General features: G+C 29.6%; 15 protein-coding genes and 1 tRNA gene. 8 read left to right on the top strand and 8 right to left on the bottom strand.

Features of this window, described 5'->3' with window-relative positions:
- Nucleotide 1: 1 nt before the first annotated feature.
- Nucleotides 2-847, top strand: a complete 846-nt coding sequence (locus tag CW731_RS00275) for an endonuclease/exonuclease/phosphatase family protein (protein ID WP_100944825.1) — start codon at nucleotides 2-4, stop codon at nucleotides 845-847.
- Nucleotides 848-862: 15 nt separating this feature from the next.
- Nucleotides 863-2,047, top strand: coding sequence for a PNGase F N-terminal domain-containing protein (locus tag CW731_RS00270; RefSeq protein ID WP_100944824.1), 1,185 nt, complete (start codon nucleotides 863-865; stop codon nucleotides 2,045-2,047).
- A 1,105-nt stretch (nucleotides 2,048-3,152) separates the two neighbouring features.
- Here the strand turns inward: CW731_RS00270 and CW731_RS15510 are convergent.
- Nucleotides 3,153-6,581 (bottom strand): M43 family zinc metalloprotease, encoded by a 3,429-nt coding sequence (locus tag CW731_RS15510; protein ID WP_157812158.1) that lies wholly within the window; start codon nucleotides 6,579-6,581, stop codon nucleotides 3,153-3,155.
- Between the two features lie 2,021 nt (nucleotides 6,582-8,602).
- Here CW731_RS15510 and CW731_RS00260 point away from each other — a divergent pair.
- From CW731_RS00260 to CW731_RS00245, 4 genes are all read left to right on the top strand, one after another.
- Complete coding sequence (locus CW731_RS00260; protein ID WP_100944823.1) at nucleotides 8,603-9,559, top strand: ABC transporter substrate-binding protein; 957 nt, start codon at nucleotides 8,603-8,605, stop codon at nucleotides 9,557-9,559.
- Nucleotides 9,546-13,682 carry a PAS domain S-box protein gene (locus CW731_RS00255; protein ID WP_100944822.1) on the top strand — a complete coding sequence of 1,379 codons (4,137 nt, stop codon included), beginning with the start codon at nucleotides 9,546-9,548 and terminating at the stop codon, nucleotides 13,680-13,682. Before CW731_RS00260 ends, CW731_RS00255 begins: the two co-directional genes overlap by 14 nt.
- Nucleotides 13,679-14,332, top strand: a complete 654-nt coding sequence (locus tag CW731_RS00250) for a response regulator transcription factor (protein WP_100944821.1) — start codon at nucleotides 13,679-13,681, stop codon at nucleotides 14,330-14,332. The genes CW731_RS00255 and CW731_RS00250 overlap by 4 nt, the downstream gene beginning before the upstream one ends.
- A gap of 127 nt (nucleotides 14,333-14,459) precedes the next feature.
- Nucleotides 14,460-14,822: a response regulator gene (locus CW731_RS00245; RefSeq protein ID WP_157812157.1), complete on the top strand. Its 363-nt coding sequence runs from the start codon at nucleotides 14,460-14,462 to the stop codon at nucleotides 14,820-14,822.
- A 305-nt stretch (nucleotides 14,823-15,127) separates the two neighbouring features.
- On the opposite strand, the gene CW731_RS00240 is transcribed toward CW731_RS00245, so the two are convergent.
- The 3 genes from CW731_RS00240 to CW731_RS00230 form a co-directional block, all read right to left on the bottom strand.
- Nucleotides 15,128-15,640: a hypothetical protein gene (locus CW731_RS00240; RefSeq protein ID WP_100944819.1), complete on the bottom strand. Its 513-nt coding sequence runs from the start codon at nucleotides 15,638-15,640 to the stop codon at nucleotides 15,128-15,130.
- A gap of 229 nt (nucleotides 15,641-15,869) precedes the next feature.
- Nucleotides 15,870-16,304, bottom strand: coding sequence for a hypothetical protein (locus CW731_RS00235; protein ID WP_100944818.1), 435 nt, complete (start codon nucleotides 16,302-16,304; stop codon nucleotides 15,870-15,872).
- Between the two features lie 441 nt (nucleotides 16,305-16,745).
- Nucleotides 16,746-17,519, bottom strand: coding sequence for a LexA family transcriptional regulator (locus CW731_RS00230; RefSeq protein WP_100947579.1), 774 nt, complete (start codon nucleotides 17,517-17,519; stop codon nucleotides 16,746-16,748).
- Nucleotides 17,520-18,321: 802 nt separating this feature from the next.
- Between CW731_RS00230 and CW731_RS00225 the strand changes: the two genes are divergently transcribed.
- Nucleotides 18,322-18,394, top strand: a tRNA-Gly gene (locus CW731_RS00225).
- 130 nt (nucleotides 18,395-18,524) lie between these two features.
- Here the strand turns inward: CW731_RS00225 and CW731_RS00220 are convergent.
- Both CW731_RS00220 and CW731_RS00215 read right to left on the bottom strand, forming a co-directional pair.
- Complete coding sequence (locus CW731_RS00220) at nucleotides 18,525-19,226, bottom strand: hypothetical protein (protein WP_100944817.1); 702 nt, start codon at nucleotides 19,224-19,226, stop codon at nucleotides 18,525-18,527.
- Nucleotides 19,227-19,253: 27 nt separating this feature from the next.
- Complete coding sequence (locus tag CW731_RS00215; protein WP_100944816.1) at nucleotides 19,254-19,910, bottom strand: rhomboid family intramembrane serine protease; 657 nt, start codon at nucleotides 19,908-19,910, stop codon at nucleotides 19,254-19,256.
- Nucleotides 19,911-19,994: 84 nt separating this feature from the next.
- Here CW731_RS00215 and CW731_RS00210 point away from each other — a divergent pair, with 84 nt between their 5' ends.
- Entirely contained in the window at nucleotides 19,995-20,885 is an 891-nt protein-coding gene (locus CW731_RS00210) for a lysophospholipid acyltransferase family protein (RefSeq protein WP_100944815.1), read from the top strand.
- Here the strand turns inward: CW731_RS00210 and CW731_RS00205 are convergent, their stop codons facing one another.
- On the bottom strand, nucleotides 20,886-22,352 hold the full coding sequence (locus CW731_RS00205) for an aminotransferase class V-fold PLP-dependent enzyme (RefSeq protein WP_100944814.1): 1,467 nt from the start codon (nucleotides 22,350-22,352) through the stop codon (nucleotides 20,886-20,888). It lies immediately after the preceding gene.
- A gap of 11 nt (nucleotides 22,353-22,363) precedes the next feature.
- Nucleotides 22,364-23,176 carry a hypothetical protein gene (locus CW731_RS00200; protein WP_100944813.1) on the bottom strand — a complete coding sequence of 271 codons (813 nt, stop codon included), beginning with the start codon at nucleotides 23,174-23,176 and terminating at the stop codon, nucleotides 22,364-22,366.
- Nucleotides 23,177-23,202 lie beyond the last annotated feature (26 nt).

Below are 23,202 nucleotides of genomic sequence, written 5' to 3'. Positions count from 1 at the left end.
TATGAAAAAAATAGTTATTTTACTTTTAGTATGTTTTTCATTTTCTTGCACTTCGGAAAAAGAAGTCTATAAAATAATGACCTATAATATTAGATATGATAATTCAAACGACGGCGAAAATCAATGGTCTAAGAGAAACGTTTTTTTAACGGATCAGATTTCATATAACAATCCAGATGTTTTCGGAATTCAAGAAGGTCTACAGCATCAAGTTCAGTTTTTAGATAGTGTTTTCACGAATTATTCTTATATAGGAATTGGACGTGATGACGGTAAAACGAAAGGTGAATACAGTGCTGTTTTTTATAATAAAGAAAAGTTTAATCTCATAAACGAAGGTACCTTTTGGTTGTCTGAAACTCCTAATAAAATTTCTGTTGGTTGGGATGCATCCATGGAACGTATTTGTACCTACGGACTTTTTAAAAACAAAACCAACAGCGAGCAATTTTGGGTATTTAACACACATTTCGATCATATTGGAAGTGTAGCAAGAGTTAAAAGTGCAGCATTAATTCTTGAAAAAATTAAAGAATTAAACACCAATAATTTACCAGTAATTGTTATAGGAGATTTTAATTTAAAACCAGAAACAGCACCAATTCAATTACTTTCAAAAGTCTTGAATGATACTAAAAATGTAAGTATATTAAAACCTTTTGGTCCAACAGGAACTTTCAATGGTTTTAATTTTAACAAACCTGTTTCAGATAGAATCGATTATATTTTTACAAGTAAAGAGGCTGTAAAAGTGTTAAAATATGCAGTATTAAGTGATTCTAAAGACTGTAAATATCCGTCAGATCATTTACCTGTTCTAGTAGAATTAAAATTTATAAACCAATAATTTAATTTGTTTAAAATGAAGTTTAAAAATATTATAGTAATCTATTTGCTGGCGTTTTGTGCTAATATAATTGCTCAAGAAAACAGTACTAAAATTAATGTATTCAATAAACAGCCTTTAAATTTTGGAGGTAAAAAAGGACTAGATACAGAAGCAGTTCGTTTAATGAGCGGCCGTTTGGTGTATAAAAAAGTAACGATTCCTACCTTTATAAGTGGTACAGATGTAAAAGTAAAAATAACAGTGCGTTCTAACGGAGATCGTTGGGATAAGTCTGGATCTTGTTTTGTGGTTTCAGATCCTAAAAAACTTTCTATCCTTTCTATTACGGAAAAAGAGGGGAAATTCCCTAAGGATTCTTATATAGATGGTACATATGCTGGTTTAGTTTCAGGAGACAATTATAATCCAGTTATAGAGTTAATGAGGTTTATGACTCCTTTTGGTGTTGGCCATTACAGCGACAATAAAGTAAAATACAGAAGACCCGTTTATATTCCTAATTGGGAAAAACAAGTTGTTTGGGAACAAGATGTTACAAATTTAGAAAGCTTAGTTACCGGAACGTTTTATGTAGGTGTCTGGATAGATTCTTGGACCTCGGAAGGTTATAATTTTGATTTAGAGCTTACATATTCAAATAGAAAACAGCGAAAAGTCTTTGTACTGCCTTTAGTAAATACGGTACCTTATGTTGGTGGACAGCAGATACCAGATAATTTTGCTCATAATGACTTAGAGAAAACCATCAATTTAAAAAAAGACATTAAAAATGTAAAATTACATTACATCACAACAGGTCATGGAGGGCATAGTGGCGGCGATGAGTTTATTAAAATTAAAAATAGCGTTTATTTTAATAATACACTTGTTTTAGACACGATTCCGTGGAGAGATGACTGTGCCTCTTTTAGAAGGTTCAATCCTACTTCTGGCGTGTGGCTAAGAAAAGACTCTGCTTCTTATATAGATTCAAAAACAAGATCTTATCAAATAAAAGAAATTGAAGAGCGCATTGCTTCTTCAGATTTATCAAGATCAAATTGGTGCCCGGGCTCTTCGGTAGCACCTATGGTTGTTAATTTAGGAGATTTAAAAGCAGGAACTCATACATTAAAAATAAAAATACCAGCAACACCTGTAGATGGAGACAAATTGAATCATTGGTTGGTTTCTACCTATATTACCTATGATCAATAAGAAATTACTTTAACTATTATAAATACAACTTAAAAGACACTATCCAAAATAATACAAACAAGTAGTTATAAAACTTAATTTTCAAATTAAAGCTGAACACTAACACCATTGTTCAGCTTTTTTTGTTTTTGACATAAGATTAATTGCTCTTGTTCACTATAAAGTTTATCTTTTTAGAAATTGTAGAATCTACTTGAAGACTGTCTTAAACCTTTAATTGAATCTTTATGAGAGATTCCTAGTTCTAATATCTTTAAATTGAAGTTAAAAAAGAAGTAATTACACTAAGGTTTTGTCTTTCTTTATTTTCAGAACTAAATACATATAACCAGAGGTGCAAAAGTATCTCCCTTTTTAAGCAATAAAACTAAATCCTATTTCCAGCTGCTTCTAAAAATCTGTGCTTACACTATTATAGTATGATTAAAAAAATCATAAGAGGGTATATTTGCATTCCATTGATATACAGCAACTCTATCTAGGGCTAAGTTTATTCTATTCATCAATAAAAAGTTATTTGTTCCATTGGCATTACTCTTTAAATTAATTGATACGGTAAACATTCCTACTAAATTCCATTTGCTACTAACACTATGCTATTATTAGGAACTACAACAGGAACCTTTTTGGTTTTTGAGATTCCTAAAAAAGTTCAAATCCCTACGATATCAGTATCATTTACAATAGTATTGTATGTGTAATAGTAATAACGATTAATAGCTCTTTATCAGATATTACAAGAACACGCGTTTATCAAATGCCTACAGAATTTCATGTGAAAGTATCGTATTTAGAAAATGCTACACAAAAGACTGCTCAAATAAATACAACTTGTAGAGCTGTATATGATGTAACTATAACGGTTCCATAGATAGTATTGATTACTTATAATACAATGTTTATCAAAGGTATTAGACTAATAATTGTAGATATAGAGATATTATTTTAAGTAGAAGTTTTATTTTTAGATGACAGATGTTTAAATACTAAGGACAAACAATTTAGGATAGGGTATAAAAAAAACACTTGCAAAAAATTGCAAGTGTTTCTATTTGTAGTATTTTCAAACAACCAATACTAATTAGTTTGAATAGTTCAAATTAAACTATTTTATTAATAATTTTTGGGTTTCAACAAAGTTACCATCTGTTGCAATAACAATGTACATTCCTTTTGCAAGGTGATTAACAGAATATCTTGATGCATTTTTAACAACATCAACTACAGCACCACTTATATTATAAATAGTTAATGTTATTTTGCTAGCATCTAGATTATTAAAATTAAACTCTACAATATCTGAAGCAGGATTAGGATATATAGTAAAAGACTTAATATTTAACGCGTAATTAGTTGTAGATAGTACAAAAGATTTATCATCTAAATTTACTGTTACATAACTCCTAGCACTTGTTTCAGAAGTGTTTATAGCTCTAACTCTAACCTCATATATTATTTGTTCTCCTTGTTTATTAATTAATAAATAATAACCAGGAGCATCAACTGTTTCAAGGGTTACCCAATCTCCTGAAGCATCTTTTAATTGAACTTCATATTGAGTAGCACCACTAATCGGTTCCCATTGTACATAAAAATACTCTTCATATACTGTACCATAAAGAATAGGCGCGTCCAATGTAGGTGAAGGACTGTCCGAGAGTAATACAGAAGTAACGTTTGAATATTCAGAATATTCAGCAGCCTCTAAAGCCCTAACTCTATATTTGTAAGTAACTTCTTTTGTTAATCCTGTATCGGTATAACTTGTTGCTGTACCTGTTAGAGTAGCAATTTCTGCAAAAACATTATCTGCTCCAGCTCTTTCAACTATTACGCTTGTAGCACTTGCAGCATTGTTTGTCCATGATAAATTAGCTTCTAAATTCTGTACATTACCAGCAGCAGCTAAGTAAGAAGGAGCTTGAACAGAATTTCCAGATTGATCTGTACCTGTTATAATAAGCTCGTTTGGTTTTGTGTTATAAGCAAAATCTAAAACAGTATACCCTGTTCCTCCTGCTTCAACTTTTACATGAAACCAACCATAGCAAATACGTCCTCTGCTTGTATATTCGAAACCAACAAAACCAGTTTGACCGTCCCAAGTTGTGTATGTAGAAGTTCTTAAATCTAATTGATCTGGGTAATCACCTGGAGCAGTAAAATTGTTTGAACCATCTATAGTTGTAGCTACAGGTATTAAACTAATGTTTCTAGTCCCTGTTTCAGTAACTAATCTTTTACCATAAGTTTCTATTTTCAAATTAGTAGCATCAAATGCCCACGCACCATATTCTGTTTCATCTCCAATGTCTAAGTAAAACCACTGCCACCCTGAAGCTTGAGAAACAGTATAATCTGGATTATCAACATAAAAGATACCATAAGGAGCTTCAAATTTTAAATTAATTGTTTTCTCTGCATTATCTAGAACAGCAACACCTCCAGTAATAGCGGCATCTTTAAAAGTTATTACTACAGCAGCATCATTAGCTGGAAGATGAGAAGTTGCGTTTCCTGTAAAAGAAACCTCTACTTCTGAATTACTTTGAAGAGTAAGGGTAGCTGTAAATCCTGCAGGAACTCCTGTTATGGTGTAATCTGTACCAGCGGTGAAATTTCCACTACTTTTTGTAAAAGTACTATTGTTTGTTGATAATGAAATAATACTAGTGTTTGTTATAGTACCATCATTTGCATTTGATTCATATAGAGTGTCTGCAGATAAAACAACAGAAACTTTTTCAGTCATACCTGTGTAAATAACCTTACCCGGTTCCGTGTTATAAGCATACTCAGAAATAGTGTATCCATCTCCATCAGCATCTACAGTAACTTTAAACCATCCATAGCAAGTAGCGCCATCAATTAAATAATCAAATCCTACATATCCTGTTTTTCCATCCCAAGCAGTATAACTTGCCGTACGCAAATCAAGCTGGTTTGGATAAGCTTCAGGAGCAGTAAGGTTACTTGATGCATCAATACCAACATTTGGAGCTAATAAGGAAATGTTTCTTGTTCCTGCTTCACAAACTAAATTTTTATCATAGGTCTCTATTTTTAATGCATTAGCTTCAAATCTCCAGCCTCCAAAAGCAGGGTCGCTTCCAATAGCTATTTCGAAGTATTTCCAACCTAAAGACGAAGATATAACAACGTTTGGCATGTCAACAAAAAAGATACCGTAAGGATCTGCATATTTAAAGTTGAAGTATAATGAAGTACAAGATAAATCAGTAGTTCCTCCAGAAAAAGCTGCAGGTAAAAAAGCAATATCTCCTGATGCATTATTAGCAAGTGCATGATTTGTAGCGTTTCCTGTAATAGTAATACTAACCTCATTATTTGAGTTAACTGTTAAAACGGGTGTAACACCTGCAGGGAAAGTATGTGTGTAATGAGTACCTGCAGTCATTGTCCCTGAAGTCATTGTAAATTCTTTTCCTCCATCTAAACTTACTATAGAAGAAGTGTCGAAAGAACCATCATTAATAACAGCTTCTTTGAAAGATGTTGCTGATGCTACTAAAGTACTTCCTGTTGAGTTAACTCCTGTGTCTATAAGGTTTTGTGGTTGCCATAGTGTTACACGTGCTGGATGTTGTAAAGCAGCAAGCATACGAGTAATTTGACCTTGGGTGTACATTTTGTAACAACCTTGAGCTCCATTGTAACCCATATAATTTTCAATATTTACTTTGTCACCATCACAATTTGTTCCAGGAGAACAAGCTAGGGTATGTGCTGCATCTTCTTTAGGAGTATCGGCTACTTCATCCGTACCCGAACAACCTCCCTCGAAAGTGTGTATTAAATTCATGAAATGACCAAATTCATGTGTTAAAGTTGCTGAGAACTCTTTACTGTAAGAGTTGTCATACAAGTAAGCACCGTTAAATACTACACGAGCTGTATTAGCATCTGTCATACCTGTGTTAGGATACCAAGCAACACCAGAGTTCGTTAATGAACCTTCGTTATATAAATCATTTTGAATGTATACATTCATATACTTTTCATTATCCCATGCATCTGCAGCAATTTGGTCATCATAACCACCACCATTACCATAGCCATTTTTTGCTGAATGAAAAACGACACCATTAGTACAACCTCCGTTCGGGTCTATTTTAGCCAACTTAAATTCAATGTCTAAAGTTCCTCTACGAGATTTGAAAAAATCTTCAACTGTTTCATAATCATCATTTCTTCCGTTAAAGTCATCATTAAGATGCCTTAGATGTGTAACAATTTTGTCATAAGTTACAGTTTGACCACTTTGAATGTCTCCATAAACATGAAAAACAACAGGTATGGTATATGACACTGCTTCTTGTTTTGTAGATTCCTTTTTTTGCTTTAAAGCAAATTCTTTACTAAAAATATCAAAGTCTTTCTTTTCCTGAAGCGCACTCGGGTTATCTCTATACACTTTTGCGTTTTCCTCTGCTGCTCGACACGATATACTCTGAGCGTTAACGTTTAATAAACTGAAAAGCAGAAATAATAATAATAATAATTTTAATTTCATAATATCTTTGTTTACAATTAATAAACACAAAATTAACACTAAAGGTAATAGCTAATTGATACTATATTAGCTAATGCTAATATACAATTATCAATTAATTAACATTATAACTATATATATTATTATTAATCCTAAAGGAATATTAGGTTTTCTTAAAGAATTATAATTTTAAGCTATTTATAACTAAAAGGAATTTGTTGGAAGGTTTGTATTTATTTATTTCAATGAACTACCTCAAGGCAGAACCATCGGGGTATTAAGTGGAAAAAAAACTTATTTTTTAGTTTGATGAAAAACCAGGTTTTTCAAAATTTCCTATTAACCACCGACGCATAGCATCGGGGAGTTCTATCGATTTTTAAAAAAAATGCCTAGAATTATTCTTTTGAAACTAAGTCGCTCTAATTTCTGCTATTTTATATCAAATGACAATTTAGTGTTGTAAAAGTTGAGTCCTTGTCCTTATTTACCTTTAATAATTACTATGTTTAGTCTATATTTTCCTGATATAGATCGATTAAATATTCATAACTTAATGATAGTCAATTATGAATATATATAAAACTGACCAAAAAGCAACTCATTCGTCGTTAACCAAATTCAAAATGGATAAATCTCTACGAATCATACTTCTAAAAAATATAGTGTTACCAGAACTACAATTGATTATTGGATAAAAAACACATTATGTTAGTCTAACAAAATACTGATATGTGTAAATTTATGAGAAATTAAAAAACCAAAGTAACATATTGAAAAAATGAAGTTTGTATCGTATTTTCTGTAAGATATTATTGCCGACTTGGAAATCATTATTGGAATCGACTTAGCAAAAAAGTCGTTGCCTAAAATATTAGCAGACAAGATATAACTAAAAAAGAAAAACATTTTAAAAGAAAATGACTCTATTAATCTTTTTAGATTAGTAAACAAGTCTTTTATAAAGATTTAGAGCCAAACACAACAAACAAATAAATAATGAAAAACTCATCCTAATAGTACAAAAATACAGCAAACAAGTGGGCATGAGAAATAATGGAGTTAAGCTTCATAACACGCTCAAAAACACCCCTATATAATAAATAATCGAAATAGGCAGATACAAATTTTATACTTTTTAAAGTTTCATAATTTGCTCGTTCCTAACGATTAAAAATTACGTAAAAACAAACTCAAATCATCAATTTAGAAAGTATAAAACCTGATTAAAGACCAAGTTAATACTCGTAAAGAACAGCTCTGGCTAAGTAATATAAAATACATTAAAACTGATAAGAGGTAATGTAATAGATACTTATTCTAAACAAATTATGACTTATAAATTTCATAATAATATAATAACATCGCTTTGCAAAGAAGCACTCGCTGTAGCTTTTAAAAATAGAAAATGCCTTAATGAAAAATTGATCTACCATTCAAATAGAGAAATCAAATACACCAAAAGTAACGGCACATCAATATGATTGATAAAAAAATACTATTGTAGAAAAATTAACAGAACTTTAAAATATAAACATGGACTTAAAGGTTGTATTAAAAATACTATTAATACTCAATAAATGACAAAACAATCAATAATTTAAGAACTCATTTTAGCTTAAGTTTAAGAAAATCTGCTTAAGGTCATTTGAAATCAAATACAAATCATATTGCAGAAATAACGTAAATTGACCTGAACTGATTATTTAAAAATTTATAGTCAAAATTTTTATTCCTAAAAAGAGCAACCTATATTAGTATAATACGTAGCATTTTTTTTTATCTTTAAAAAATATCAAATATATTTCATAGATTAAATTTTAACCTAATACCATGTTTTTCAAATTGATGTAAAAAAAACACCCCATTTATAATAAGAACTCGAATTATTCAAAAGTAATAAAAACACCTTAGACTTACATTATTTATAGTTGCTAATAGGAATTATATTGTTAGCTTCATATCTTTTACTTCATATTTTTATTAGTAAAAATGAAGGGTAAAATAAACTATAGTATAACTGAAGCCAGTAAAATATTAGAATGAAAAAAATTATTCCCCTTTTAATTATAATTTTATTTTTATCCTGTAAAAACAAGACACCTGAACCTTTAAGAGTAGGCATGTTACTTTGGCCTCCCAACGAGTTTTTTCATTTAGCAGAAAATTTAGGGTATTATAAAGACATGAATATTCAGCTTATCGATTACCAAACACCATCAGAGTTACTTAGGGCTTATGAAACAGGCTTGTTAGACGCGTTAATTGGTACTGACCATATTTTTTTAAAAATGAATGATAATAATTTGAAAGACCGTATTTTAATGGTTATCGATTATTCGTCTGGAGGAGACATTCTTCTAGCAAAGCCTGAAATAACATCTATGAAAGGGTTAAAAGGGAAAAGATTGGGTGCCGAAGCAAGTCCCCTGGGCATATTTCTAATGTTTCGTTTTTTAGAATTATATGGTTTGTCTCCTAATGAGATTACACATGTACCAGTAGATATTGCCAACCAACCACAAGCTTATGATAACGGACTTTTTGATGCAGTGATTACCTACGAACCATTTGCCACAAAAATTAAGAAACAAGGTGCAGTAGAATTATGTAATAGCAAAGAAATTCCTTTTGAAATTTCAGATGTTTTAATTTCAACACCGATGATAATATCTAAAAAAAGAGAACAGTTTGAAGTATTATGTAAGGGTTTTTTTGAAGTACTAGAAGTTTATCGTAAAGACCCTGAGAAATATAAACCCGAATTTACGGCAAGACAAAACATATCATCTGAAGAATTTATAAAAGCACTAAATGGGGTTACAATTTTAAATTTAAATGATAATAAGAGGTCAATTAAAAATCCGAAAGCAAGTTATTTTAAAACACTTTCAAAAGTAAATAAAAAAATGGTTGATTATAAATTAATTGAGACAAACCATAATGTCACGAAATTAATTGATACTAGTATCATAAAAAATATAGATGTTAAAAATTAAAAATTTTCCTTTACGGTATAGTATTCCTATTGGAATTCTTTTATTAAACCTTATTTTATTACTCGCAGATTTTTATAGTAGCAAGCATAGCCTCACCTCACAAACAATTAGAAGAACTACAGAGCAAATTAGAGAAACAGGCTTGTTGCTAAGTATGCAGGTTGAAAATTCGATACGAAATAAAAACACCAATGAAGCACACGACATTATAAATCATATTAGTGGCTTTAAAAATATAACACACGTTTTGTTGGTCGATGAAAATCAAAAAATTATTGCAGCCAATGATTTTCGACTTGAAGGAAAGAGTATTTTACAGGTTTCCGATAGTGTTTTTCCGGGCATCTCTATACCTCAACTTAAGGATTATGGCCTAAAAATAGATTATCATGAGTCTGATCGTATTCTGTATTCATACAATCAGGTATTTGTTGGTACAACAGAGGGTAATTTCTTACCCGATTTAACAGGCCAACTGATTATAACCAAAGATTTAACAGAAGAATTACAAGAACTACAACAAGAAATTTGGTCGAAATCAGGAATAAAATTTGGACTGTATATCGTTTTTAGTTTCATTTTGTGGTTGATTTTTAATTTTGTCTTTCTACAGCGAATTGTAAATATTGTCAAAGGATTTGAAAACCCAGGACAGCTAAATAAACCTTTATTTGAAGGGAGAGACGAAATTTCTGAACTGGCAAACGGATTTTTAAAAATACATAACCAATTAAAGGAAACATTGATAAGATATCAAACAATCCTTAATGGTCCCAGCGTTGCAATAGCAGAAGTTAATGTAGAAGGTACATATTTATTTGTAAACAAAACATGGCAGAATTTATTTGGCTATAGCTATGAAGAAGCTATAGGGAAGAAAACTAGCATGATACTGCACCCTGACGAAAAAGATGCTTCTCTTTACCAGCAGGTTCTATCGGGTAAAATAAACCATTACAGTCATCAGAGAAAATACCTTCATAAAAACGGAAGGGAAATATGGTGCGATTTATACGTGAGTGAAAATAAAAATGATGCTGGTAATTTAATTTCAGTTGTAGGGATAATGCACGATATTACAGAGAAAAAACAAGCAGAAAAAGCAATTAAAGAACAAGAAAAGAAGTTTCAATTATTGTATGAGAATATGAACCTTGGTGTTACCTATCAAAATAATAAAGGGCAAATAACCGATGCGAATCCTGCAGCTAAAAAAAAAATAGGGCTTTATCTAGACCAAATACATGGCAAAACATCCTTAGACCTAACTTGGAAATCTATTCACGAAGATGGTTCTACCTATTCAAGTAATACACACCCTAGTATCTTGGCTTTAAAAACAGGGAAACCGATTTTAAATAAAGTGATGGGAATTATACATACCTCTAATAATAAGTGTAGATGGATAAAAATTGATGCAATTCCTCAATTTAAAGATGGCGAAAACAAAGCCTACCAAGTATTTGCCACATTTGATGACATAACAGATATAAAAAAAGCAGAGTTTTTACTTAAAGAAAACGAACAGCGCTATGTTAAAGCACAACAACTAGGTAAAGTAGGAAATTGGGAATATAATATTCAGACAGAGATGGTATGGGGTTCTGACGAAACATTACGCATTTTTGGATTTGACACTAAAATCAATTATTTTACAAGAGACTTTGTAAATACCTGTATTACAGAAAGAAAATTTGTAAATAAGGCTCTAACTAATTTAATTGAAAAAGGAAAAGAATATGATATCGAATATGAAATTATTACAAATAATGAAGGTAAATCTAGAATAGTTCACTCAAAAGCAGAATTAATAAAAGACAAACAAGGGAATCCAATTAAAATAATAGGTGTTCTTCTGGATATTACTGATAGGAAAAGAGCTGAAATTGAGTTAAAAGAAAGTGAAGAAAAATTCTTTAAAATTTTTAAGAACAGCCCTAATTCAATATTACTTATAAAGTTTAGTAATTATGAGATTATAAATACCAATGACGCAACATTTAAGATATCTGGTTATTCATCTGAAGATTTAAAAGGTAAAAAGATAACTCAAATAGATATATGGAAATCGCAAGATGATCGTACAGATTTTATAAATCAATTGATTAAAATTGGTAAAGTAGAGAATTTTGAGGCAGGTTTTATTACAAGATCAAAAGAAGCCAAAATTTGGTTAGTTTCAGCAGAAATAATACAAATTAATAAAGAAAAATTTATTTTAGGCATTATAAAAGATGTAACTGAAATACGAAAGGCTCAATATGAATTAAAAACACAAGCTGAGTTTATAACTACAATGACAGAGAACCAGCCAGCAAGCATAGTCGCATGTAATGCTGAAGGTAAATTAGTGTTGTTTAATAAAGCTGCTAAAGAATGGCACGGTGTAGACATTCTGAAAATTCCTCAAGAAAAATGGGCTGAAAATTATGGGCTGTATAAAGAAGATGCTAAAACCTTACTCAAAACGGATGAAATTCCACTTATACAAGCATTTAACGGTAAAAAAATTTTAAACCTCGAAATAATTATTAAAGCTACTAATCAAAATCCGCGAGTTGTTGTTTGTAATGGTGCTTCATTTTTTGATGCGAAAGGGATTAAATTAGGAGCGGTAATTGTTATGAACGATGTTACACATCAAAAATTAATAGAAAATAACTTAAAAAGAAGTGAGTCGAAAATAAAAAAAGTACTTATCGAAGTAGAACGAAGTGAATTTCTTCTAAATGAATCAGGAAAAATAGCTAAAATTGGTGCTTGGGAACTTGATTTGGCTACACAAAAAATACGTTGGTCTAATCAGGTTTTTAAACTTCATGGTATTCCGATTGGAGAGGTTCCACCTCTTGATCAAGCTTTAGCTTATTATGTTGAAGGTTCAGGTGAAATACTAAAAAAAGCAATTGAAGAATCTATTACAAATAATAAAAAATATGAACTTGAATTAAGACTTAATGATGCACGTAACGAAAAGCTTTGGGTAAACGCTATTGGATACCCAGTAACAAACAAAGCGGGAGAAGTTACAGGTCTAAGAGGTACGATACAAGACATTACAGAACAAAAAAGGATAAGAGCTGAAATTGAAAAGACTCAAGAAATGTATCGTTTATTAGCCAATAACACGAATGATTTGATTTGTTTGCAAGAACCAGACAGTACTTTTAAATACATTAGTCCTTCTATAAAGAATCTATTGGGTTACGAGCAATCAGAGTTTATAGGCAAACAAATTCTAAGCATAGTTCATAAAGATGATGTTCAATCTTTAAAAGAGGTTAATCGATACATTGATATGAAAGCTTTTCCTTTTAGAGTTCGTCATAAAGAAGGGCATTTTATTTGGTTAGAGTTTTTAACATCTCCCGTTTATAAAGATAAAAAAATTAGCTATTACGTTACAACTGCTAGAGATATTACACAATGGATGTTAGCAAATCAAGAAATTCAAGAATATCAAACATCTCTTCAGAAATTAACCACGGAAATTACGATGGTGGAAGAAAAACAAAAAAAAGAAATTGCTTCAAATATTCACGATCATCTAAGCCAGTCTTTGGTTATCTCAAAGATGAAAATTAATGAGTTAGAAAAAAGATCTGATTTAAAAATGATTGACGAAGATTTGCAGTTTATCAAAGCACATATTTCTGATGCTTTAGAAAATAGCCGTAAAATTACCTATGAACTTTCACCTCCTATATTATATCAATTAGGTATTATTGAAGCATTAAATTGGCTACTTGAAGATGTAGAAACTACTCATAAAATTGCGTATCGATTAAAAAGCAATGTAGACAATATTAATCTTAATGATTTAAAATCAATTTTATTATATAGAAGTATACAAGAAGTCGTAACAAATGCTATAAAATATTCAAGCGCATCCTTAATAACTTTAGATCTTGATAAAAATAAACTTGGTATTAATATTCTTATAGTTGATAATGGTGTTGGGTTTGATACTTCTGTTTTAAACAACCTTCATAATCATTCTGGTTCTGGTTTTGGCTTATTTACAGTACAAGAACGCATTCGAAATATACAAGGAATTTTTAAGATCACTTCAAAAATAAATGTAGGAACTACTATTAAAATTTTTGTACCTTTAGCTGAATGACCCATACAAACGATATTAAAATAATATTAGCAGACGACCATCAATTACTTCGAGATGGTTTAAAAAATATTATAGAACAAAAATCAAATATGTATATTGTTGGGGAAGCTTCCAACGGTAGAGAAGCTATAGCGATCTGTTCGAAATTAACACCAGATGTTATTATTATAGATGTTGCAATGCCTGGTTTAAATGGTATTGAAGCAGCAAAACAGATTCATAAAATGCACCCAGACATAAAAATAATAGGTCTTTCGATGCATTCTAACAAGCAGTTTATAGAAGGTATGTTTAAAGCAGGTGCTTTGGGTTACTTGCTAAAAGACGGAGATGCCGATGAATTGATTACTGCAATAAATACGGTAATACAAGACAAAAAATATCTTTCTAGAAACATCAATCAAGAAATTCTTTCTTTACTAAAGAAAGGTGAGACATTAGAAAAAGCTGAATTAAGTTCTAGAGAAAAAGAGGTTTTACAATTAATTACAGAAGGTAAATCTTCTAAAGAAACAGGAGAAATATTATTTTTAAGTTCTAAGACTATAGATGTTCATAGAAATAATATTATGAAAAAAATAGACTTATATACAATTCCTGAATTGACAAAATATGCTATTCAAAAAGGATTAACTACATTGGATTTCTAACAATGACTGATTATTAATTTAAATTTAAAAAAGTTAAAAACAAGCATATTGCTTATTTATTTAAATTTACAAAGTACCTATATTTACTATGGAAAGTTAATTTATTTTAAGACATAAAAACTTAATTTTGAAATCAACATTAAATAATTTATTAATAGTAGAAGATAACCCGTTTATTGGAAAAAATATTTTTGACGCAACTAAGGGTGTTAGAGGTATAAAAGATATACGTATGACAGAGTCCTTGCAGGAAGCAATTTCTTTTTTAAATGACACCACCTTTACATTAATTATACTCGATTTAAAATTACCCGATGGAAATGGTATAGAAGTATTAAAGTGGCTTATTGAAAATAAAGTAGAAACTAAAGTATTTGTTTTCTCTATGAGTACAGCTCTAAAACAAATCTGTTTAAAACATGGTGCTTTTGCCTTTTATGATAAAGCAACAGATTTTGACAAACTAATTGAGGCAGTCAAAATAGCTTAACTTTTTTTCTTTAAACCAAATAGTACTAATAGTTTTCTTATACTTTTTTCTAAACTTTTACAAATTTATCAAATAAGCAAAAAGCTAAACTTTCTCAAAAGTTTAGCTTTTCTAAATAACATATTTGGGGGAATATATAAGGTTAAAATTAGTACAATTTAAGCTTCATCATTAATAACTAGACTTATTTACGAGCACTTAAAATTTTCCTTACTACAAATATAAGCAAGAATAAAAAACCATTCAATAGGTAGTTTTCTTAATTCTTGTAAATACGTACCCATAACAGCATCTTAATAGTAGGGTTATATCCGATACTTTAAACCAATAAAACCACTAATTATATACCCTTTTTTTGAGTTGTAAAGTACTTTTAGATCTTTTCTATACGTAAGCTGCTGTGTACAGATAAATTTTAATCTATTACTAATCTTGTAATTGAGCTCTCCACTAATACTATGGCTATAAAAACCTTCTTTTTCCCTGTATATTTTCCCAAAATCTACATACGCTCCAGCACCAATTCTTCGGTAAACATTTTTAAAAACATATCCTAATCCAAGAGCATATCTTTTGTAATTTTTCCCTACTAAATCTGCATACTCTGCGGAAAGATAGGTTGAAACATGACTTTTGTTAAGCTTGTAAACAGATGCTTCAATCTTAGATAAAAGGTTTAAAGTTAAAGGGGCATTCCCTTTTTTATCTCCAAAGAATAACAATCTTGCATCTTGTTGTATAGAGATTTCGACACCTCTCTGTCCGTAACAATTACATAGCACAAGCATAAAACTAAAAACAAATAAAATTTTTCTCATAATGGGGGATATATAAGATCAAAGAAATAAAAAAATTCAAGTATAGATTATAGTAGAAATTTATGAGTATGATAACAATGAAAAATCATTTAATAGATTCTCTCTTCATTTAAAATGTGAGATTAGATTTCATCTAATTAACTTTTAAAAGAAAGTAGTGTTTCACAAAATAAAATTTTTAAAAGCCAATTTTAAGTTTGATTCTTAATCTAAAAACATTATAACTAATTTAGATTAGTTGTTTCATTTTACCCGTCCAACTTCTACCACCTAAGGTAGATTCGTAATGAATATAACCACGCTTAACTTTAATAATTCTCATATGCAATTTAATACCTCTTTTAAAAGGGAAATCAGGCAAGTTAGACTCTTGCAAAGTCATATAGCATTCGTCACTGGCTGTCCATTCTATACTCGATTTAATAAAATATTTTTTATCATTAAAGTATTCTATGTGTTCATCTTCTGAAAAAATAACCAAAACGTTGTCTCCTTTATATTTATAAGTATAGGTAGCTTCATTTAATAGAGGAATTATTTCGTTGTCTGAAACATTGTTAGCAAAGTTATCATTATAACTCATTTGAGTACTCATTGCTATGTCTTGAGCTTTAGTAGAAAAAGCGATTGCTGCTAGTATAAAAAGTAATTGTAATTTTTTCATAATATTTTTTTTGGAGGTTGGGGGTTTTATATAAATTTTAACTATTAACAAAAAATAAATAGTAAAGTTGCTAATAATACACTCCAAATATATTTAAGAACATAAAAACATTCAATAAGCAATTTCCTTAATTTTCTAATTATGATTAAAAAAGCAGCTATTCTATTTCTTAATTTACCAATAAAAGAGAAAAAAAATGAAGACTAACGAATTGAAAAAACATAAATTAACATTAGAATTATGTTATATAGCTATCATTATATCTCATCAGTTGATAAATATAATAGCCAAATCTTCGGAACTAATGAATTTAAGTTACTTTTAAAAAAAAAGAGAAACTAACCTTTATAAAGATGAAACAGTTATTAGATATTGTATATTTAGTTACAATTAAATCTTATTAATTATAGATAAATTCTACAAAAAATAAATTTCAAGTATTTAAATTAAAGATTTCTTCAAAGCCTCTAACTCTACTCCTAACCCATTAAACATATTAATAATACTACTTAATTTTAACTCATGCTCTTCATATTCTTGTGTGTTGATGCTGCATGTAAATTTCCATAATTCTAATACTTCCGAAACAGGAACTTCATAAGATTGATAACTTAGATTGTCTGGTTTCAATAATAAAGATTGCTTGTCCTCTATTTGATTATAGACTCTTTTATAGGTCATTCCATCATCTTTTGTTACCACAATATAGGAAACTCCACTTTTTGCATCTTTTATATCTTCAACAAATTCTGCAACCACGTAAGAACCATCTTTCATTGGCAACATCGAATCTCCTTTTATAGGAAAAGCTCTGTGTTTTCCTGTAGGTAAAAAAGGTAATTTTATTTTTTCTAATTGTTCTATATACTCAGGGTCATCATATCCTAACAAATAACCTGCAGAAGCTTTTACAGGAACAACTTCAATCAAATTTTCATTTTCATTATCTACTGTAATTGGAAACAATATTCTTTTATTCCCAACCTCAATAAACGATACATCTTTTGCTTTTGTTAGGTCTTTTTTAACAATAATATCAATTGGGATGCTAAAGAGTTTCGAAAAATCTATTAAAAAATCAATAGTTGGTGAAGATCTATTGTCTTCATAAGAACTAATTCTTGACCTTGTAACCGATAACTTTTTTGCTAAAGACTCTTGAGTTAATTTTTTAAGAGTTCTTAAATGTTTTATATTTTTTGATAAAGTATTCATATAGCTACAATTTAAAGCGTCAAATGTATGCATTTGTAGCGAATTATACATCTTTAAAAAATGTTTTACTTTCCTATTTTAAAAAAACTATAGAATATATTAACAAAAACTCTAACAATCAATATTTAAGACATTCTCTAACATAGCAAATATTTTATCAATCCAACAAAGACAATACTGTATTCATCGAACTGCTTAATTCCTTTTTATTAGAATGAATTTGAAACACCACTCGAATACCTTTAAAAACTATGTAGAAAAGGAATGCAAGAGACTTTACTTCTTTATTAGAATTTAATTAGCCCACTCTCTGCTCCTTTTTAAGGTGCATTTAATATACGCCCATCATTTGAAATAAATTCTGTTGTAGTATTTAACAACAAAACAGCCTTTCCAATCTTTATCTAAAATAGCTTTTTGAATAGCAACCTCAAATAATTGAGGAAATCCGTTCTTTATATTTAGCCTTTTTTCTAAAAACTGAATTAATCCTTCAATATTTGTCTTTTGATAAAGTTCAAAATATTTTTAAAAAGTTAATTTTATCTCTTGAAATAACAAGAAAATACAACGAATAATGAGCTATTTAGAATTTTGAGGAACAAAAAAATCTAATTAAGAACGTCAAAACGTAGTTTTATAATCAAAAAAGGTAAATTGTCACTTCCAAAATTGATAAAAAAGCATGTTTTTTTATTGCTAACTATTTCATAATGAAAGCTATTAAAAAAAAGGTTTATTTTTTGTAAAAAAAATGCTTGCAGATGTTAAAAAACATTCTATATTTGCAGCTCTTTACCACGCGAAAGTAGCTCAGTTGGTAGAGCGTCAGCCTTCCAAGCTGAATGTCGCCAGTTCGAACCTGGTCTTTCGCTCAAAAGACTTCATATTTTTATGGAGTCTTTTTTTTTTATCTTAAATTAATGAAAAGTGGCAATACTATAGAAGATATTTTAGCCTAAATGAGGCTACTATTTTATTCTTATTCTGGTTGAAGTTGAAAAGTTATTTATTCCTATTTTTAATTAAGCGTAAACTTCTTTTTATCTCTTTTTTTATTCTTTCATTATTAGTTTCTGTGCTTAAAACATTTAAAAAGTTTTCACTTTCATCAATTCCGCTAAAAGCTCTAATAATTTTCCATTTAATTAAATCTTCAGTATTATTTTTTTGATAGCAAGATTTTAGAGATTCATAAATGCGTGGTCTTCTAGAGTTAAAATTAATATGCCCAATAGTGTCAATCAATTCACTTAAAACACGTTTATCTTTAGATTTTAAGGCGTTTAGTAATTCTGGCATCACATTACCTCTCATTCTAATTAAAGTGCGGCTCGCAATATCTCTTGGCAAAGGATAACTGTTTTTTAAAAACTCTTTCTCTGGTACTTTCTTATGTTGGTTATTTCCAATCTTACCTAAACTATTTATAAGAGGATGTAAAGAGAATTTCTCCATTTGAAATAATGTATTACAAATTTCAATTTTAGAGTACAATCTGGTTTCCGTTTTTAAAGCATTTATAAGATGCTCAACAGTTTTGCTAGTTTTATTTTCATTTAATAATCTTGCTCCTAAAGTTCTTTCTGTAGCAATTTTACTTGTAAGTAATTCAATTTTTCTGTCGTAAGAAATATTTTCAAAATTTGTAACAGTCTCAAGAGGAAGAAAACCACGAGCATCAAGTTGTTCTTTCTTACTTTTCATTTTTAATATGGAAAGAGATCTTTGTCTCTAAAGAGATTTTAATTTATCTCCGAACAACAAAAGCAATACTATAGGAACTGCTAATAAAATAACCATTAATCTATTGGTAGTAAACAAAGAAGGGTTTAGTAATAAAGTAATTGCAAAACCACCAATTGCACCACCTAAATGTGCAGAATGGCCAACGTTACCAACTTGTTTTTTCATTCCGTAAATAGAATATAATAAATAACCAACGCCGAAGACATAACCAGGAATAGGTATTGGAATAAAAAACAGGTACAAGCTCATGTCTGGGTACAACAATATGGAAGAATATATAATTCCAGAAACGGCACCCGAAGCACCAACAGCGCTGTAATAAGGTTCGTCTTTATGATATTTAAGAGAATACAAGCTACCGCCTAATAAACTTAGAAAATAAATAATTAAAAAATTAGAGGTTCCGGAAAATCCAGTAACGATGCCTCCAAATAAATACAAAGCGTACATGTTAAATCCTAAATGCATCCAATCTACATGCAAAAAACCAGAAGTAAGCGTTCTTATTTTTTCACCAGATAATATTTTACCTACTTGAAACTTGTACTTATCTAAAAAAGCATAGTCATTAAAACCTTTCATAGAAACCAAAACATTGGCTATTATGATTAACAATACTGCTCTATCTATATTTTCTATCATATCACAAACATAATGAAAACGGATTACTATTATATCGATTCATTTTAAATTTATATACGATATTTGCAAAACTAAAATATTACTATGCAGTTTATTGTTTTTGCGATTACCTACCCTTTTATTTGGCTTCTCTCTAAGCTTCCTATGAGAATTCTATATCTAAAATCAGATTTTTTCTATTTATTGATTTATTACGTCATCGGATATCGAAAGCAAGTAGTTCTTGACAATCTAAGGCTTGCTTTTCCAGAAAGACCTGAAGAAGAACTCTTAAAAATAAGAAAAAAATTCTTTAAACATTTAATGGATTTAATGATGGAAAGCGTAAAAGCTTTTTCTATTTCTGAGAAAGAAATTTTGAAAAGATATACGTATGTAAATCCAGAATTGGTTAATAAATACGCAAAAGAAGGAAAAAGCATTGCTTTAGTTGGTGCACACCAAGCAAATTGGGAATGGTCTACAAGTTTGCCTAAAGTTTTAGATATTGATGTTTATGGAGCTTATACAAAACTTAATAATAAATATTTTGAAAAAAAGGTTAGAGATTCTAGACAAAAATTTGGTGTAATTGGTTATAAAACTTCTGAAATGGTTCGGGGAATGCAACAACGTTTTTCTAACAAACAACAAGGTTTGTATTTATTATTAAGTGATCAGTCTCCACAAATTCACAAAACTTATTATTGGCGAAAATTTTTTAACATTAAAGTTCCCATTCATACAGGTGCAGAAATGCTATCTAAAAAGTTCGATTTAGTTGTAATTAATTATGTAACAAAAAAAGTAAAACGCGGTTATTATAAAACTGAATTTCAATTAATTACTGAGAATCCAAAAGATTTTGATAACTATCAAATTACTGATTTGTACACAGAATTGACAGAAAAAAATATTCTAGAACAACCAGAGTTTTACTTGTGGTCTCATAAAAGGTTTAAGCACAGAAATAAAGTTCCTGCTGAGTTTCAATAACTACAGAGTAAACCATTCTTTTACTAAATCGTGTTCAATTGGTTTAACCGTTTTATGAGCATAATCATTTTTAATAGAATTATATTCATAGTCTTTAGACCAACTTTCTATATTTTTAGATAATTCCTCTAAAGAATTACATACAAATTCTACTTCTTTATTTGTAATTGTTGGGTGTACAGATAAACGAACCCAACCTGGTTTTTGAGTATTACAACCGTGTAAAATCTCATCTTTAATTCTGTTAGAAGTTTCTTGATCTACATTCAATAAAAAATGCCCATAAGTTCCTGCACAAGAACAGCCACCTCTTGTCTGAATTCCGAACCTATCATTCAATAATTTTACAACTAAGTTAAAATGATATTTTTCAAAATAGAAAGAAAAAATACTCAATCTTTCTTTATGATCTGGTGCTAATATTTTTACGCCATCTAAGTTTTCTAGGGTTTTAAAAATGATTGTATTAATTTCATTTTCTCTACTTTTAATATTTTTAGTCCCCATTTGCTCTTTCAACTGAATCGAAAGTGCAATTCTAATCGTTTGCAAGAAAGGAGGCGTACCTCCATCTTCTCTTGTTTCAACATCATCAAAATAATCATGTTGTCCCCAAGGGTTTGTATAACTAACGGTTCCACCTCCAGGATTATCTGGAATTGTATTTTTATATAACTTTTTATTGAATATCAACACCCCAGAAGTTCCCGGTCCTCCTAAAAATTTATGAGGAGAAAAGAAAACGGCATCTAAATATTCATCCTCGTTTTCTGGATGCATGTCGATATCTACATAAGGCGCACAACATGCAAAATCTACAAAGCACAAACCATTATAGCGATGAATTAACTTAGCTACTTTATGATATTCAGTTTTAATACCCGTTACGTTAGAACAAGAAGTTATTGAAGCAATTTTAATTTTTCTGTTTTCGTGTTTTTTTATAGATTTTTCGAAACTCTCTAAACAAACCAAACCTTCATCATTACAAGGTACAACTTCTACATCTGCAATGGTTTCTAACCAAGATGTTTGGTTCGAGTGATGTTCCATATGAGAAATAAAAACAATTGGTCTCATTTCTTCAGGAATATCAGTATAATTTTTTAAACTTTCTGAAACCTTTAAACCTAAAATTCTCTGAAATTTATTTATAACGCCGGTCATACCAGAACCAGAAGTAATTAAAACATCATTATCGTTTGCATTTACATGGCGTTTAATTATTTTTCTTGCTTCATGATACGCCAATGTCATTGCCGCACCAGAAGTAGATGTTTCTGTGTGAGTATTTGCTACAAAAGGACCAAATTTATGCAACATTTTTTCTTCAATAGGAAGATATAAGCGTCCACTTGCAGTCCAATCTGTATAAATTAAATCTTGCTGTCCATAAGGAGATTCAAATTTTTGATTGATACCTACAATATTTTTTCTAAACTGATCAAAATACTTTTCTAAACTCATGTTTGTTCTATTTAAAAAATTCTAAACTTTCCTCCTATTAAAATATTCTTTTGGAAAAAATAAAAACTTTGTGATGCACCATCATTTGGGTTTATTGTAGTTCTAACATCTGGCAAATTTATATAACCCAATTTTAAATCTGATTGAATATAGAAGTATTTAAAAAAAGTTAAATTAAGACCAACTACAGCAGAAGCTCCCCAACCTGCAATATGAAATTCATCGTGTCTTTCTTGGTTAAATAATGTTACATCTGTTCTTGGATACAAAATACCTGCTCCAAAACCTTCTGTAAGGTTTATTTGAAAGTTTTTATGATTTAGACCAATTAAATGACCTATTTCATCAAACCTCCTAAACTCTACATTTACATAATTTAAACCATCTGTATGTTCTAACTGTAAAAAATCTTTAGACAGAATTCTATCATCATTATTATATACACCATCAAAAGGAGTTCCTGAATTGATTTCTCCATCAATTTTTACTGTTTGATCTGCAACCATTACATATTTCATATGATCTACACCAATAGAAATCGTATAGTTTTCTTTTAAAAAATAACCTATTCTATAATTATTTTGAGGAATAGTTATTCTTCCTGGGTTAAAATAATCGTTAAAGCTAAACGGAGTTTGTCTGTCTTTCGCTTTTACATTCTGTAGAGTAAAATCGTAGTTATCACCTGTAAAATGAATATCAGAATTAGAATAATTAGCTCTATTCCATCCCCAATAGACAAAAAATTTTCCTTTGTTTGTTACTTTTTCTATTATTTCTAAAGTGTCTGTATTTTTTTTTTGTGAAAAAGAACAAATACTCATTAATAAAAACGAACCTATTATTACTT

Source organism: Polaribacter sp. ALD11, assembly GCF_002831685.1.
GTDB lineage: Bacteria > Bacteroidota > Bacteroidia > Flavobacteriales > Flavobacteriaceae > Polaribacter.
This window is presented reverse-complemented; position numbering and strand designations above follow the sequence as displayed.